Raw genomic sequence first — 13,488 nt, 5'->3', positions numbered from 1 at the left:
CTTTTTAGAATGTATTCCGTTTTATAAAGCGGAATACACATTTTGTTTTACGGTGTTTATCTTCTTTAATAGCTATTGCCGCTTCCTTGCCCATTTCTTTGAAGTCTGTCGATAATACCGAAAGACCATTTAAGATAATTTCATTGATGGCAGATTCGTTATAGGATAAAATACCAATATCTTTTCCTATTTTTAATTTTTGGGCTTTTGCCATTCTAGCCATCTGGATCAGTTCATTTTCTAACTGACCGCTTAGTATAAAGTATGACTCGCCAGCAGTAAGTTTGTCCGGAATTTTTTGATCAAAAAAAGCATGGTTAATCTTTTGTTCTTCACAATAATGCTGAATTCCCTTATGGAGTAATTTTCCATATAAACTCCCCTTCATGGTAAAGATATTCAGTTTAGGATATCTTGAAATTGCTTCGGTAGCTTGTTGCAGACCTTCGTAAACATCATTTTCAAAATCCTGATAAATGGAGATGAAATTTCCAGGTAATCCATCCAAGTCTCTGTCCAATAGTACCAATTGACGGTTAGGTATTTTCTTTAATATCGAAATGACACGAGCTTGTATTTTGGGCGTCAGGGGTAGGTGAGGTGTGATAACATAGTAATCAAACTGACCTAAGTTTTCGAGGATAAACTTTTCAAAGAGATCAATCTCTTGGTTGAACAGACGGATGGTAAACTCTGTATTGCTATCCATATGTTCGGAAAAAGACTCGAAAAGCTCTTTTTTGTAAAAACTTAATACGTCAAACAATACAAGGACCTTAAGTGCTTGTTTTTTTATTTTCTTTACGAAAAACCCCTTACCGTGCGCAGCATCAATGAAGCCGTCTGCCCGAAGTATACTATAGGCTTTTTTTACAGTTTCTTTTGAAACCTGTAATGATTCACAGAGCTGATTCATAGATGGAAGAAGGTGTCCTTCTTTCCACACTTTTTTGGTGATTAGTTCTTTAATCTCTTGTACGACCTGTTTGTATAAAGGTGTCTTACTTGAATGGTTAACCTGAATTTGCATAAAGAAATTTTGATAGAGCAAATTACTAATAATATTATATTATAGCGACAAATACAGGGCTAGGTACTGAAATTTCTTGATTAGCGTAATTTAACAGTCCCGTTTTTTTGTCTCGATGGAATTTTTGAATGGTATTACTTTGTTGATTGGCTACGTACAATACGCTCTCATCGCTGTCAAATTCAAAATGTCGAGGCCCTATCCCTTCACTAGAGACTATTTGTTTTTGGGCTAGATATCCTTGTTCATCGATTTCAAATACCGTGATTTCATTTCTATCTCCGCGGTTGCTGGCATAAATGTATTTTTCATCCCTAGTGATCCGTATATGTGCGCCAAGATCTAAACCTGACACTGTGTTTTTAGTGTTTAAAGCGGTACGTTGTAACGAATTGACAATCATGTTTGAGTCATCGATCTGTAGCACCTCAATACTCCCGTCAAGTTCGTTCACTGCATACATACGATTTTTAGAGGAGATCGTAATATGCCGCGGCCCTAATCCAGGTGTTAATTTAAATGTGAAATACTTTTGATTATTCGTTCTAAGGTCTTCTGTGTCGAATTGATAAATACAGTCCGCACCCAAGTCTTGTATGTATACCTTATTTCCGTCTTTGCTGAAGGCAGCTGAATGTATATGAGACTGTAGTTGCCGTTTCGGGTGTATGCTCTTGCCTTTAAAACCGTAACAACTTAGTAACGATCCTATGTTACCCTGTTCATTGAGGGAAAAGCAGCTAAAGTTGCCGCTCATATAATTGGAAACTATGAGCAAATCTTCTTGCGGACTGATGGCGATGTGGCAAGGTGCGCTTCCCTGAGTATTTATGGCGAAATCATACGCTAAATCTGTTGATTGTTGTGGAAACGAGATCGCTTTTATTTGTCCTTTTTCATCTCCCACTTCTTCAATAAAATACAGCCTGTCTTTGTGTGGTAGTATCGCTAAAAAGGATGGGTTTTTAGCTGTTGTGTGCTGTGGTTTTAATTTCTCGTTTTTGTTACCTGTTTCTTGAAAGATGTAAACACCTTTGCTTTTTGTATTAACTGTGTATGTTCCAGATATTAATGTTTGTTTTTCTGACATTTATTTTACTTGTTTTTGAGCGTTGATTAGTGAATGTATTTTGTTAAATTAGGGAATTAAATATCAATTTCAAAACATGTGTAAACTTCACTATCAAGACCTACTCAAAAAAGTAATTTTACGGTCGTTTTTAAGTATCATTTCGATTCTTTTTATCAGTACTATTTTCGCTCAAACAAGATCCAACCAGTTGATTCAAGTGCTTGTTAGTCCTGACCATGAAGATTGGACCTATCAACGTAAACAGGACGTTCAATTTAAGGTTACAGTACTGAAAAACCAAGTGCCAATTGCAGGTGTACCCATTCGCTACACTATGGGATATGAAAAAGAAAAGCCTACGGATACAGGTACGTTGCAGTCGTCCAAGTATGAAGTCATTCTGCTGTCTAAAAAGCCGGATCGTCCTGGTTTCCTTCGTTGTGAAGCTCTAGTAAACATAGATGGTGTAGAGTACAAGGGAATAGCAACTGCAGCAATTGCGCCAAATGAAATAAAAATCACCCAACAAGCACCAGCAGATTTGATGTCCTTTTGGGATAAAGCGATCAAGGATGCAAGAAAGATTACCCTAGCTCCTAAAATGGAGCTCCTACCTGCACAAAGTACTGCTTTGTACGATGTCTACGCGGTGAGTTTTCAGCACTACCGCTGGGGCTCACGTATCTATGGTAAGCTTGTCGTACCTAAAAAATCCGGCAAGCTACCGGCTGTAGTACAGTTTCCGGGAGCAGGAGTACGCAATTATGTAGGTTACACTGCACTGGCAGAAAAAGGATTCATCACATTGCAGATAGGTATTCATGGACTACCTTTGGATCAGGACCCTTCGGTATATAGTGAGCTGCTAAATACTTCCCTCAAAGAATATTGGTTTTATAACCTGGATGACAAGGATCAGTATTACTATAAGCGTGTTTATCTAGCGTGTATACGCGCAGTAGATTTTTTAGAGACCCTACCTCAGTATGACCCGAATAAGCTTATCGTATATGGACACAGTCAAGGGGGAGGGATGACGCTGTTTTCAGCCGCTATGGATAAAAGAGTCAAAGGATACGTAGCAGTTTATCCAGCTCTCTGCGATTTGGCGGGTTATCAGCACCATAGAGCAGGAGGTTGGCCTCATGTAGGTGCAGCCACCAACCCTCAGACACAAAAAGCCGATAAACTCGAGACAGCAAGATATTTTGATGCAGCAAGCTATGCAAATAAGATACAAGTTCCTGGTTTTTTTACTTGGGGATATAACGATGATACTTGTCCTCCTACTTCTTACTATAGCGTTTACAATTCAATCTCTGCATCAAAGGAAGTTTATGTAGCCCAACCTACAGGACACTGGACCTATCCCGAGCAATTACAAAAGGTTGAAGACTGGATCATTAATTTTTTTAAGTAAAAAGGAGAAAAACTATGAAGAATAAAGGAAAGGTATTATGCTTTGGTGAGCCATTACTTCGGATGGATGCAAAGACATTGTATTTGACAAGTGATGGTTTTAATACAATGAATGTGCACGTACGGGGATCAGAGGTTAATGTCTGTGTAGGTCTTATGGGGATTCATTATGAATCCATGCTTAATTATAAAAATTGTACAGACACAAACTTGAAGTTCGCACTAGCAGGTGACTAGCCCTTAGATTTGTTTTATACCTAAGGTTACCTAGTTCTCAAACACCACTGGCACATGGTCGCTCAGGTGTTTCCAATCTTCGAAGTCCAGGACTTGTAACGAAGCCATCGTGCCTATACGATCAGTAGGGCAGAATACATAGTCTATATGATATGCCTTTGCTGGGTTTCGCTGTAGGAAGAATGTCTTTTTAGTTTCTTCTCCTTGCTCTTCTCCTGTTAGGTGATGATACATACTGACTATACCGCTTTTGTCAAGTATGTTTAATACATCCGTATGGTTCCACCACCGATCCCATCTGTCCCATATTTTGTTGCTGTTGAGATCTCCTACGATTAGTGTGTTTTCTATGTTTTTATTGAGCTGAAGGTATTTCCATAGCTGGCCGATATATCCAAAGGTAGGAGAGTTGTTCCCATGACACCAACAGGCTAGTAGATTAAACTCATTACCAACACGACAAGGCAGAAAATAATCTACGGTATGATCATCATACTGATTTGACCAGGAAAGAGGGGTTATCCGAATATCGTTCTTGGCAAAAATCCCCAATCCTTTATTTTTGGTTTTTCCAATCCATAGATAATTACTTGCCCATTCTTTGTAAGGCTTGTGATTAGATGTCTCAGGATTTTCACATTCCTGAATTATCATAATATCTGCATTTAAATAATCAAGTGCTGAGAACTTCTTTCTAAAAGCACCATTACAATTCCATGTGACCAACCTCATATTAAAGACAAGATATAAAATGTGTTGTATTTTCAATCAGTCCCAAGCATATTCTTTAGACTTTTAGCTTTCTTACACATGTTTCTATATCGATTTTGGACTTCTATAATTCAAAAACAGCGCTGCTATCCTATTGTTTTATAGATATATAAGAGTTATATTTAAATATTCGTAAAACGAGCCCGCATCCCTGCGGAGTTATAATTGGTTAAGCATAGCCCTAGCAAATCCGCGAGGGCTATCTTGTATGATATTTATTTCTTTCCTGGAGCGGCAACTGCCAGAGAAATCAATATTGAATCCAGGCTTAGTTATAAGAATTACATAGACAGAAGTTGGAAGCTCTCGGCAGCATGATACTAGCAAAGATCTTTAAGGCCAAACAAACTCCTTAGATCTTTGACTTTCTGGGGCAAACCACTCGTCTGCTGTCTCTTGAAATATTGGTTGCCCATCTTTACTTGTTCTAGTATGAATTAGATCTCCGACAGGCGCACCATGTAAATATCGAAGCCTACCCAATGCATCAAATTTAATTTTCCCATTGTCCAACAATGCCTCAAATTTGGCAAAATTATGAATGTTATCTTTTGTTATCCTTATTCTTTCCATTTGCAGATTGTTAATCTTAGGTATAGTTTCATAGGTGTCACTCCAAGCATTGAACTACAATAGATCTTATTATGGAGTTCTCTTTTCAACAGTTAGCAGCAGATGTTTCTTGCCTTGATTACGTCTTATATAACCAATAATGCTCACTAAGTTACCATATTCATCCATGTTGTTATCGTGTCCGCTTTCCTCAATCCAAATTAGGTAGTTTCTTTCAAGGTCTTCTATTGAAATGCATCTGTCTTTATAGAAGGTCAGATCATAGACCTTTCTGTTTGCAGACTCAGTCAACTCTGTTAATGTCACCTTCGTATTGAAAATGAACTCTAATAGGAGGATGAGATTATCTTGGTTTTCGGTATAGGAGGATTCTATTCCTGTTTCATTACCCAGATAGGTAGCAAAGAGTGGGTCGTCATCTAAGAATACCTTAAGATCGACCGTGTCAGTTGCGATAAACATTAAATCTAGAGATAATTCCGATGTGCTATCTGATGTATGTACCTTCATGCAGTCTAACTTTTCTTATTTTCTTTAAAACTAGATCTTTTTATAGTCCCCGATTATTGGATATCGTTTTGTTATTTCGCCCAGGCTGTGAACATTAGATTGTAAAATGATAACCTATAAACAATGTAGATACGAGCTACAAGCTCGCGCTATCGGGAGAAATAAATTTAACACTTTATTAGAAAGGGAAAGGTGATTGTAGCTCTGGTACCTTTATTACTTTATATAGATTTTTATCTTCGTCTTGAATCGAAAGAAAGATGTTAGTCTGCTCCCTGATTTCATCATTTAGACGTTGCTGAAATTTCCCCATATTGCTTTTTGAAATTAGTCTTTTGGCTTTTCCTAAGATTGAATCTAATGTTATTTCTTTACCTAGAAACTCTGCAATAATGTTCTTATTCAGCAAACTAATGAATTCGCTATATTCATCTATAACTAAATCGAATTTTCCATTAAGGATTTTATCATTGATAAAAAGGTTGATCAAGAGATGATTGATTATATCTAATAAAATGTTTAACTGTAGCATTTTAGGTATTTCAATTTCATGTAATGCATCATTACCAATAAAACGTATCGAATGCAGTCTTTTTGATTCCTTAAAAGTTAAATATCCCTTCTCGTGAAGAAGGTTAATTCTCATTTCTAGTGAACCTTTTTTTAACTTCAAATTGTTACAAATACATTCGATAATGGCTCTAAAGCCACCGGCTGCCAATATCTTTGCTTCTACCTTAAGCGCATTAATTGTTTCTAAATATATTTCTTTAATAGTGACAGGAAGATGCGATGTGTCAATAATATTCCCATGTTTTAAATACGGAGGCAAGATTATCTCATTTTCATAGTATTCGTAGTCATCCTCTTTGGTTTGTCTCATCATAAAATTATCACCATAAGCTTTCAGAAAAGAGATATGATCGCACCCTAGACACTGGATTACACAATATCTTTCGACCCATTGAAAATTATAATCATCTTCTCCTCCACTTTTCTTTGTCTCAAATAAAGTGTGATGATTCCGCACTCCTTGACAATTAGAACAAAAGTATTTCTGACCCATATATTTTTTAATTTACAAAGATTATTTTATGTAAAAAACTCTTCAAAACGATTCTACATTTGAATCTGTTGTAAGACAACGTGTATTACAATACTAAACAATATTTTACAGAATTTTATGCTTTTTAAAAAACAGCTTTCTAGTTATTAAAGATTTAAATTCCGTTTACAAAGCTGTCAATAAAGAAATGGGAAAAGTTATCTTATAACAGCTAAATTAGTGTAACTATTCACTAGGAAGTGGATTTAATGTACTGGTCAAAATCATTGCGTAATAGTCAGGTGAATACCACGATACCGCATATTCGGTTTAACAAAGTATTATCTATATTAGGGAAGTGCAATATACAAAATATTTATGGACACGATCTTGTATAACATAGGTTTCATCAGACTGTACGTTATCTGTTATCGTCCAGCTTACAAAGCACAGGACTAGCTGAGGAAAAGTCACAGTACAAACTGAATTTTAGTGTATTATGAATCTTATCATGTACTAAACATTTTTCTTTAAGAAGTCCGCTGGTCCACCAGCGTGGTAATTTGTTTTGCCTAGATTATCTTCGTAAAACATTATTTTTTGTTCGTAACTATTCCCTAAAATATCGTCATAAACTAATGTGAACTCAAAACGAAATATGAAATCAGCGCCATCCTTTTGTTGAGAAAGTTTTTTTTGAGTGTATGTAGTCTCAAACATTGCTATATAGTCCCCTTGATGTTTTTGATAAGTAAGTCATTCACCGAAATTATTCTCACTGTTAAATAAACTAGTCGTAATTTGAATGTTGTTTGCAGAACTATTCTCCAAAAGGAATATAAATGAATAGGTGTAAAAAGCTATGTCGTTATTTATAGTTTGATTTTTGGGAACCACGTTTAATGAGAAGTAAGGCTTTACTTTCTCTTTAAACATCATCTGCTCGATTTTTGTAATTTTCTGTTGTTCCAGAAGTGCTTGATGTTGTAGATCAATAGCTTTGTTTTGACTTTTAAACGTCTTAATAAGATAAATAGCTGTAATCAAAGTAATAGTAACCATAGCCCAATCTGCAATATTACCCCATGCCTCTGGTTTAAAGGGAACTTTTAGATACTCAGATTCAGGATATTCTCTGTTCAGTACTAGCCAATTATTTACAAGAGCTATACCTCCAAAGAATCCTATAATCCCTGTTATAATTGGGATGATTTTATTGTCAGACTTATTACTCATCTTCTTCCTCCTTCTTGGTTCCTCTTTTCAGCTTAATTATTGACAGTTTGTTATCTTTCCTATATTTCCGGTCTTCTTTGCTTTCTATGAATGAACAGTTTTCAAGAAAGTCGACGTGGGGAGATTTGATATCGACTTCTATTGTCAATGGCGACTTTTTATTGAGAGCCATGACGTAATCGAGCAATCTCGCTGCCATACGCATTTCTCTAAAGTCAGGATGCACTGCTATGTTCACCAGCTCTCGGTCGTTCAGCTCGATAAAGCCTAGTAAACCGCGTACTGCATGTGTAATTTTGTGTCGGACAGTAACAGTGGATCTACTAGCCATTTCAAGGAGTGCTTCCGGAAGTTCTGATACTTCATCTAATGGCGAGATATGAAATAACTCGGAGTAGGAGTATCTTGAGTCATCTATATTCCGTTGGAGTAATGTCTCGATTCCCGACTGTCGTCTACACAGTTTTTTAATAGAGACACCTAGATCTTCAGCTGTGAATGGTTTATCAAAGTACTCACGGAGATGGATAAGAATGAATAGGGAAGTCTTGGGTGTAAAAAAGAATCCCTCGCTGATCAAAAACTTTAAGTAATGAGTCAGCGGTTTGTTTTCAATTTTCCGTTCACCCGTAACCACCTTCTTTTTCCATTCCAGATATTCAGGCTCTACGGCTATCTTATGTTCAACACCATTTTTATCTTCTGTACGATCTTCATAGTTTACCGTAAAACGGTATATAGTCGTTTTTTTATTATGGTTGGCAGCACTATTAAGCTTTACTTTTTCATAGGAACCTACATGTGAAGGAGGCATAACCTCTGTAAAAGAAGATTGGAATATCGGGACAAAAAGCGTCCACAGGTCTTGTTTAAATTTCTTCTTGTTCGTTGGATCTAATATTTCAAAAAGATAACCATCATATTTACCCATTAGAAATGAGACGTCCTCATCTGACAGAATTGAATCTTGTAAAAGATGGTACACGTTGCGAAGTACCTCGAAATCACTTCTAAGCATGATAACAAGCGGGCTTCTTACTCTGGTATTTTTCTTAACGTTCCCCAATTTAGATTAATAAAACTCTAAAATAAGGTTTTATATGATTGGAGACAACAATGCTTGTGATTAGGAAAAGTATTTGCCGTCGCGAAGGCTTAATTTATTAGCTTTTTCTGCTATTTTTAAGGCCTGTTCGATGATCAAAGCATTAGGTTTCCCTTGTTCAAACAGATATATCGCAGTGTCATCCTTACTCTTTCCATCGATAAAACAACCCGCATCTATCATTCCATTTATCACTAACGTGCAATCATCTATATTAGATAGACTGATAATCTCTTTGACAAATCTACTGCCGTCATCTTCCAGCAAGTCTTCATCAGGAGGATAATATAGTCGTATATCATCATTTAATTCATTTGCGATAGATGATAGAACATGATGCGGATATTGTGATTTTATCACCATACTTTCAAATCCTGAAATTAAATTTGGATCACTACTGACAGACGCTGATAGGTCTCTTGCTGAGCGACCTTTAACCAGTCTACGTAGCTTAACCATGTTGATTGTGAATATTGCTGAAGTTGTTAATTTAACCATAATCGCAATAAAGAATATTCGATGCAAATTATGATGATTAGAAAAAGTTGGAATTTTGTATTTTTTGTTTTAAGTTTGTCTTGTAATTAGCTGATTAACTATTTGTATTTCTGCTAATAAATTGGCGAATGACGCTGCATCTTGTTTAGAAAACGTAGGAAATTTTCAGGAGAAACAAGGTTCAGGAGTCTAAGCCCCATTCTCTTATCTTTGTGAGGAGAGATGGGCGCTTGCTCTTGTTCTTTTCTCCGGGCTTCCTACGGCCTTCTGAAGGAATGAGGTAAGTCCCATCTCTTTTCAGATAGCACCTCTTCTTATATAGATACTGTTGTTCATTGATGCCTTAACCAAGATGAACAATGAGAAAAAAACAAATTAGAACGAAGCTTAAGAGGCCTCCTTAATACCCAAGGAATAGAAGTCATTATTGATGACTTAGATCATTGTATTTGCCAGTTATTAAACCGACAAAACCCAATTGTAAAACGCAAAGGTATTTACTCGATTTTATTCAGTTAATTTTTTATTTAAACAGTGTGGCCTGATCGAGGATTAGGTACGGTTGGTTATTGATAGAAGTAACGCTCTGACCCGCCTTCATTAGGTCACACCTAATGAACTTAAAAATGAGAGATTTTTTAGGGGTGGGAGAGAACTGCCCAAAGTGGCAGGACTATGCCTGCTCGAAAATGAAAAATAATAGTTATAGACTGCTTCTCCCGCTTGGGCGGTATCGCAGTGACGTGGTGTTTATGATATTCTGTGTGTTGTTTAGTTGGTCTTTGGTTACTCCTGCCTTCGGGCAGGAGGCCAAAGGCCTAACTCAGACTGTAGTCAGAGGTGTAGTTTCATCTTATGAAGATGGAAAGCCTATCGAAGGAGCTTCCGTTGCAATAGAGAAGAAGCATGCGCGCACGGATAAGGAGGGGAGGTTTACGATCAGCGTGGATAAGCCTACAGGGATATTAACTATAAAACATATCGGATACAAGGAGCAACGGGTTGCCTATGAGAATACAGCTACAATATTGAATATCGCCCTACAGGCCAATGAAAAACAGATCGAAGAAGTAGAAGTCGTATCTACCGGGTACCAGAAGCTACCCAAAGAACGAGCTACGGGGAGCTTTGAGTTTATCGACTCGGCATTATTCAACAGGAAGGTGTCGACGGACTTTGTAAGCCGGCTAGAGGACGTGGTACCGGGCATATCATCCTCCAAATATAATCCGAATACAAAAGGCTATACGCTAGGTATAAATATAAGAGGCGAAAGTACATTGAGGTCGAAACAATCTCCTTTGATCGTGATTGATGGAGTAGTTTACGATGATAGAGGAGGAGAGTACGGTCAGGGAATGCACTATAACATTAATCCTAATGATATTGAAAATGTGACGGTGCTTAAAGATGCAGCCGCGGCCTCCATATGGGGAGCACAATCCGGTAATGGGGTGATTGTAATTACGACCAAGCGGGCAAAATTTAATAGAGGGACGCAGTTATCATTTAATTCCAATATATCCATTAAAGATCGCCCTGATCTTTTCTATTACCCGCAGATGAGCTCTCCGGATTACATAGAGTTGCAACGGTACCTATTTGACCAGGATGCCTATGACGGATGGTTTGAGGACAAGTACTATAATCCACAACCTATACTGTGGTTAATGCATCAGGAGAAGACTGGCAAGATAACCCCCATGGAATATGCAGAGAAAATAACCGATCTCAAGAAGCATGATGTACGAACCGATTACCAGAAGTACATCTATCGAAAGGCAGTCAATCAACAGTACAATTTGCAACTGTCGGCTGGAGGAGAGCGGGCTAATACAATGCTTTCAGTGGGTTATGATAAGAACTTGAATGATGTAGTGACTTCTATTTATGATCGCTACACGCTTAGATCCAATACGCAGGTCAAGCCTCTAAAAAATCTTTTGCTCGATATAGGCTTAACCTATACCGAATCAAAGAACGTTAATAGTGCAATCCCGGTTCGTTACAATAGCTTGCAGATATCGGATAATAATTATCCCTATCTAAGGCTCGCTGATTATGCCGGAAATCCCCTTGCGTATGATGTAAGCGGATATAATCCTGCTTTTAGAGATACACTGGCCAATGGCCGTCTACTGGACTGGTCATACGCTCCGCTGAAGGAGATGCCCTATAATAGGGTTACAGAGAATGTACGCGAGTTCTTTTCAAATGCACAAGCGTCTTATTCCTTTGATTTTGGACTGAAACTGAATATGATGTATGCTTATAAGCGGTCTAACAATCCGTTGGAGACATGGATCGGGATAGAAAACTATCAGCAACGTGATGAGATCAATATGTATGCCAGCTGGAATGACAACTCGATAACCTGGAATCTTCCGGTAGGCGATTTTAAACAGTTGCTCAATTGGGATATCGTATCACATCAGAGCCGGGCCAGTTTGGATTTCGATCGCCAATGGAATGAAAGACATAGGATATCCCTATTGGGAGGATTCGAATTCTCCAAGAATAAAAAAATGCTGAACTCAGCGCAGTATCACGGATACAATAGGGAAACTGGCGCTTTTAAGCCTGTGGCATATGGAGTTGAGCTACCTTTGCTCAACGGAATGGAGGGGACCAGTGCAGTGATAGATCGTAACCGATATGAATACCTACGAAATAACTTTGTGTCTTATTTTGCTAATGGGGCTTATACATACAACGATCGATATTCTTTGAGTGCCAGTTTTCGCAAAGATGCCTCCAATCTATTTGGTGTAAAAAGCAACGATCGCGGACAGCCTTTCTGGTCTGTAGGTGGGGCTTGGATATTGTCCAATGAAGATTTACTGTCACACAGCACTTTTTTTGATTGGCTGAAAATACGCTCTACATACGGTTATAACGGTAATGCCAATAACAGTGTGTCGGCTCTACCAATACTGACTATAGAAAGCATGGTTCATTATATCACGAATCAGAACTACGGATCGATCAATACGCCTCCTAATCCTAGCCTGCGATGGGAGCGGGTAGGAATTCTTAATCTGGGATTGGATTTTGCGATTGCCAAGAATAGGTTCTCTGGATCTATCGAATACTATATAAAGAACGCAAAAGACTTGATTGCTCCCGATCGTGTAGATCCGACTACAGGTTTTAATAATCTGATGGTAAATAGTGCCAATATACGTACCAAAGGTTGGGATGTCTCCCTGAATGTGATCCCATTGCGTTACCAAGACTGGGTTTGGACATCTAATGTTGTCTTTTCGTACGCTCGGACCAAGGTCTTGAAATCTTATATAGCCAATGAAACAGGAAAGGACTATATCGGTACAGCCCAGACAATGGTGTCTACACCTATTGAAGGCCTGGATCTAAGGTCTGTATTATCTTATCGGTGGGCTGGATTGGATCCTGAAAATGGAGACGCACAAGCCTATTTAAATGGTGAAGTGTCTAAGGATTATTTTGCCATACTGGCAATGGATGTCAATGATCTCGAAAATCACGGGGCGGCTGTACCGTTGTATTTTGGAAGTTGGCGTAATAGTGTGAAATACAAAAGTATCGAACTCTCTTGGAATATTGCTTACCATTTGGGACATCGCTTTTTAAGAAATTCCTTCGATAACCTACTTTTTATAAACAATGATCTGGGACACAAAGATTATGCGCTACGCTGGCAAAAAGAAGGTGATGAACTGCGTACGGATGTTCCAGCCTTTAGTTATCCCGCAAATCTCGGGAGTCAGGTGTACATGCGATCTTCCGCATTGGTCGAAAAAGCTGGTCAGATCAAATTAAGGGATATACAAGTATCGGTCGGATTGCCGTTTGCCCATCGCTATAGACTTAACAATTGCCGGGTGTACGGCTATTTACAGAACGTCGGTACGATATGGAGAGCGAATAAAAAGGGGATCGATCCGGAATATGGATTTGGGTTGCCCGAGCCATTGATGGCTTCATTTGGGCTTAGTTTTAACTTTTAGTCA

General features: G+C 38.1%; 12 protein-coding genes. 3 read left to right on the top strand and 9 right to left on the bottom strand.

All coding sequences use genetic code 11. The features are described from left to right. Nucleotides 1-4 precede the first annotated feature (4 nt). Both M472_RS24505 and M472_RS24500 read right to left on the bottom strand, forming a co-directional pair. Nucleotides 5-1,030, bottom strand: coding sequence for a GntR family transcriptional regulator (locus tag M472_RS24505; RefSeq protein ID WP_021068453.1), 1,026 nt, complete (start codon nucleotides 1,028-1,030; stop codon nucleotides 5-7). 34 nt (nucleotides 1,031-1,064) lie between these two features. Beyond that, nucleotides 1,065-2,120: a lactonase family protein gene (locus M472_RS24500; RefSeq protein ID WP_021068452.1), complete on the bottom strand. Its 1,056-nt coding sequence runs from the start codon at nucleotides 2,118-2,120 to the stop codon at nucleotides 1,065-1,067. A 76-nt stretch (nucleotides 2,121-2,196) separates the two neighbouring features. Between M472_RS24500 and M472_RS24495 the strand changes: the two genes are divergently transcribed. Both M472_RS24495 and M472_RS24490 read left to right on the top strand, forming a co-directional pair. Beyond that, a complete protein-coding gene (locus tag M472_RS24495; protein WP_021068451.1) occupies nucleotides 2,197-3,522 on the top strand; it encodes an acetylxylan esterase in 1,326 nt (441 codons plus the stop codon). A 14-nt stretch (nucleotides 3,523-3,536) separates the two neighbouring features. After that, on the top strand, nucleotides 3,537-3,758 hold the full coding sequence (locus M472_RS24490; protein WP_021068450.1) for a hypothetical protein: 222 nt from the start codon (nucleotides 3,537-3,539) through the stop codon (nucleotides 3,756-3,758). A 30-nt stretch (nucleotides 3,759-3,788) separates the two neighbouring features. Here the strand turns inward: M472_RS24490 and M472_RS24485 are convergent, their stop codons facing one another. The 7 genes from M472_RS24485 to M472_RS24450 all read right to left on the bottom strand — a co-directional run bounded on the left by M472_RS24485 (nucleotide 3,789) and on the right by M472_RS24450 (nucleotide 9,496). Then, a complete protein-coding gene (locus tag M472_RS24485; RefSeq protein WP_200859593.1) occupies nucleotides 3,789-4,412 on the bottom strand; it encodes an endonuclease/exonuclease/phosphatase family protein in 624 nt (207 codons plus the stop codon). Nucleotides 4,413-4,862: 450 nt separating this feature from the next. Next, complete coding sequence (locus M472_RS24480; protein WP_021068448.1) at nucleotides 4,863-5,102, bottom strand: hypothetical protein; 240 nt, start codon at nucleotides 5,100-5,102, stop codon at nucleotides 4,863-4,865. A gap of 69 nt (nucleotides 5,103-5,171) precedes the next feature. Then, nucleotides 5,172-5,612: a hypothetical protein gene (locus M472_RS46045; protein WP_021068447.1), complete on the bottom strand. Its 441-nt coding sequence runs from the start codon at nucleotides 5,610-5,612 to the stop codon at nucleotides 5,172-5,174. A 178-nt stretch (nucleotides 5,613-5,790) separates the two neighbouring features. Beyond that, nucleotides 5,791-6,678, bottom strand: coding sequence for a DUF4145 domain-containing protein (locus tag M472_RS24470; RefSeq protein ID WP_021068446.1), 888 nt, complete (start codon nucleotides 6,676-6,678; stop codon nucleotides 5,791-5,793). A 735-nt stretch (nucleotides 6,679-7,413) separates the two neighbouring features. Next, on the bottom strand, nucleotides 7,414-7,893 hold the full coding sequence (locus tag M472_RS24460) for a hypothetical protein (protein WP_021068444.1): 480 nt from the start codon (nucleotides 7,891-7,893) through the stop codon (nucleotides 7,414-7,416). Continuing rightward, nucleotides 7,886-8,911, bottom strand: a complete 1,026-nt coding sequence (locus M472_RS24455; protein WP_021068443.1) for an N-acetyltransferase — start codon at nucleotides 8,909-8,911, stop codon at nucleotides 7,886-7,888. Before M472_RS24455 ends, M472_RS24460 begins: the two co-directional genes overlap by 8 nt. Nucleotides 8,912-9,019: 108 nt before the next feature. Continuing rightward, entirely contained in the window at nucleotides 9,020-9,496 is a 477-nt protein-coding gene (locus M472_RS24450; RefSeq protein WP_021068442.1) for a hypothetical protein, read from the bottom strand. A gap of 626 nt (nucleotides 9,497-10,122) precedes the next feature. Between M472_RS24450 and M472_RS24445 the strand changes: the two genes are divergently transcribed. Continuing rightward, complete coding sequence (locus M472_RS24445; protein WP_021068441.1) at nucleotides 10,123-13,485, top strand: SusC/RagA family TonB-linked outer membrane protein; 3,363 nt, start codon at nucleotides 10,123-10,125, stop codon at nucleotides 13,483-13,485. Nucleotides 13,486-13,488: the final 3 nt, after the last annotated feature.

Source organism: Sphingobacterium paucimobilis HER1398 (genome assembly GCF_000416985.1).
GTDB classification, from domain to species: domain Bacteria; phylum Bacteroidota; class Bacteroidia; order Sphingobacteriales; family Sphingobacteriaceae; genus Sphingobacterium; species Sphingobacterium paucimobilis.
This window is presented reverse-complemented; position numbering and strand designations above follow the sequence as displayed.